This window comes from Thauera phenylacetica B4P (assembly GCF_000310225.1).
GTDB classification, from domain to species: Bacteria; Pseudomonadota; Gammaproteobacteria; order Burkholderiales; family Rhodocyclaceae; genus Thauera; species Thauera phenylacetica.
Map to the genome: position 1 here is coordinate 1 of NZ_AMXF01000379.1, position 2,434 is coordinate 2,434.

5 protein-coding genes are annotated in these 2,434 nt (G+C 70.0%); all 5 read left to right on the top strand.

Annotated features, from left to right (window positions below; genetic code table 11):
• Positions 1-497 (top strand): flagellar hook-length control protein FliK (gene fliK, locus C667_RS22175; protein WP_004385791.1); only part of this gene is annotated, 497 nt, incomplete at its 5' end.
• Positions 490-852: an EscU/YscU/HrcU family type III secretion system export apparatus switch protein gene (locus C667_RS22180; RefSeq protein WP_004385793.1), complete on the top strand. Its 363-nt coding sequence runs from the start codon at positions 490-492 to the stop codon at positions 850-852. The genes fliK and C667_RS22180, both read left to right, overlap by 8 nt.
• 43 nt (positions 853-895) lie before the next feature.
• Complete coding sequence (locus tag C667_RS22185; protein WP_004385796.1) at positions 896-1,072, top strand: type II toxin-antitoxin system MqsR family toxin; 177 nt, start codon at positions 896-898, stop codon at positions 1,070-1,072.
• A gap of 2 nt (positions 1,073-1,074) precedes the next feature.
• Positions 1,075-1,476, top strand: coding sequence for a type II toxin-antitoxin system MqsA family antitoxin (locus tag C667_RS22190; RefSeq protein ID WP_004385798.1), 402 nt, complete (start codon positions 1,075-1,077; stop codon positions 1,474-1,476).
• Positions 1,477-1,604: 128 nt separating this feature from the next.
• Positions 1,605-2,384 (top strand): flagellar brake protein, encoded by a 780-nt coding sequence (locus C667_RS22195; RefSeq protein WP_004385799.1) that lies wholly within the window; start codon positions 1,605-1,607, stop codon positions 2,382-2,384.
• Positions 2,385-2,434 lie beyond the last annotated feature (50 nt).

The window sequence follows — 2,434 nt, forward strand, 5'->3', positions numbered from 1 at the left end:
CCGCCGCCGCTGCCGCCACGCGCCTCGCCGGCGGCGCCGACGACGCCGCTCAGCTCGACACCACCCGCAGCGCCGCCGCCCTGCGCGTCGGGGTCGAAGAAGCCGCGCCCGTGCGCACGCAGCCCATCCCCGAGCGCCTGATGCCGGTCGTCCACCAGCAACTCGACGCGCTGGCCACCCAGCAATACGTGTGGCAAGGCCAGGCCTGGCCTGGGCAGCCGATCGAGTGGGTGATCGAAGACCCGCAAGGCGAGGGCAACAACGAGGGCGAGGACACCGAGCCCACCTGGAACACCACCCTGCGCCTGACCATGCCGCGCCTCGGCGGCGTCGAGGCGCAACTGCACCTGACCCCCGCCGGCGTCGCGCTGCGCCTGCGCGCCGACGACCCGGCGACGATCCGCGCGCTGGATGCCGGCGGCGCCGCGCTGGCCTCGGCGCTGGAAGCCGCCAACCTCAAGCTCACCGGCCTGGTGGTGGAACCGCGCAATGGTTGACCCCCGCCCGCCGCTACGCAACGAAGCCGTCGCCCTCGCCTACACCGCCGGCGAGGCCGCGCCGCGCGTGGTCGCCAAGGGCAAGGGCGTGGTGGCGCGCGAGATCATCGAGCGCGCAAACGAGGCCGGCGTCTTCGTGCACGAATCGCCCGAGCTGGTGAGCCTGCTGATGCAGGTCGACCTCGACGCCCGCATCCCGCCCCAACTCTACGTCGCCGTTGCCGAGTTGCTCGCCTGGCTGTACCGCATCGAACAGGGCAGCGACGCCGGCACCGCACCCGCCGCCCGCGACCTGCCCGAATCCCTGCGCCCGCGTCCTGCAGCGGGCACGCCAGAAAACGAGACCGCACCTTGACATTAGTGGGGCTCGCGACTTGGGCATCAACGATCTGGACGGAATGTGCGCTGTCGTCATGTCGCTCTCATCTGCCGACTTCTACAAGAGCATGACGACTCATGCAGATCATCGGATCTGGCAGGACGTGTATCGCACCAAGACGTCCGACAGTGCCGAGGTGTACTTGAAGCTGACCGTCATCGACGACGTTCTGATCGTTTCGTTCAAGGAGCTGTGACCATGAAATGCCCCTGCTGTGGAGCGGCTGAACTCATCCACGACACCCGCGACCTTCCGTACCTGTACAAAGGCGAAACCACCACGATCCCAGCGGTCACCGGCGACTTCTGCCCGGCTTGCGGCGAAGTGATCCTGAACCGCGAGCACGGTGACCGCTACAGCGAGTTGCTGGGGCAGTTCCAGCGCCAGGTGAACGCCGCCTACGTGGACCCCGGCTTCATTGCCAGGGTACGCAAGAAGCTCGACCTGGATCAGCGCCAGGCAGCGGAGATCTTCGGTGGAGGCGTCAACGCCTTCTCCCGCTACGAAAATGGCAAGACCAGACCGCCGCTGGCCTTGGTGAAACTGCTCAAGGTACTTGAACGCCATCCCGACCTGCTCGACGAGATCAGAGCCGCCTGACCCTGCCTGCCACAACTGGCGCGAGTCGCTACGCCTTTGCCCAACAAGCGGCCCCCTCTGGTGGGGCACCGTGCCGCATCTCGTGATATAAGCGGGGCAACACACGCCGGCACCTCGGGCACGCACGCATGACGATCGACCACGAAGACACCCGCATCGAACTCATCCACGCCGACGACGAGGCGAAGTACGTGCTGCGCGACGCGCGCGAGATCCTCGCCGTCCTGCGCAACCTGGTGGGCGCGCGGGCGCTGGTGAGCGCGCGGCTGGCGCCGGGCAACGAGTCCGTGCTGTCCACCCTGGTCGAGGTCGCCGAGGACGGCAGCAGCCTGCTGCTCGACGGCAGCGCCGACGCGCTGCAGAACCAGCGCATGGAGCGCGCCGACGCGCTCGACTGCGTGACCCAGCTCGACAAGGTGCGCATCCAGTTCCTGCTGCGCGGCCAGCGCCTCGTCGAGGACGGCGGCAGCCCCGGCTTTCGGGCGGCCCCGCCCGACGCCCTGCTGCGCCTGCAGCGCCGCGAGTTCTACCGCCTGCAGACGCCGATCTCGGAAGAGGTGAGCTGCACGCTGGCGCTCCCCCGCGTCGACGGCAGCCGGCGCGAGGCCGAGCTGCGCATCCTCGACATCAGCGGCGGCGGCGTGGCGATCGCGGTGCCGCCGGTGGGCGTGCAGTTCGAGCCCGGCACCGAGTTCCCCGACAGCCTGCTGCGCCTGCCCGACACCGCACCGATCCCCGCGCGCCTGGTCGTGCGCAACCTCTTCCGCATCACCCGGCGCGGCGGCGCCGAGGTGCTGCGCGCCGGCTGCGAGTTCGCCGACCTGCCGCGCGGCGCCGAGGACGCGATCCAGCGCTACATCCTGCGCGTCGAGCGCACCCGCAACGCGCGCGAGCGCGGCCGCTTGTGAGCCCGCCGCTTCCCACCCCGCACTCCACCCCGCACCCCACCCCGCACCCC

Bases quoted from the DNA above. Each gene is read 5' to 3' on its own strand.
- C667_RS22190 (WP_004385798.1), top strand. From the start codon at position 1,075: ATGAAATGCCCCTGCTGTGGAGCGGCTGAACTCATCCACGACACCCGC.
- C667_RS22185 (WP_004385796.1), top strand. From the start codon at position 896: ATGTGCGCTGTCGTCATGTCGCTCTCATCTGCCGACTTCTACAAGAGC.
- C667_RS22180 (WP_004385793.1), top strand. From the start codon at position 490: ATGGTTGACCCCCGCCCGCCGCTACGCAACGAAGCCGTCGCCCTCGCC.
- C667_RS22195 (WP_004385799.1), top strand. From the start codon at position 1,605: ATGACGATCGACCACGAAGACACCCGCATCGAACTCATCCACGCCGAC.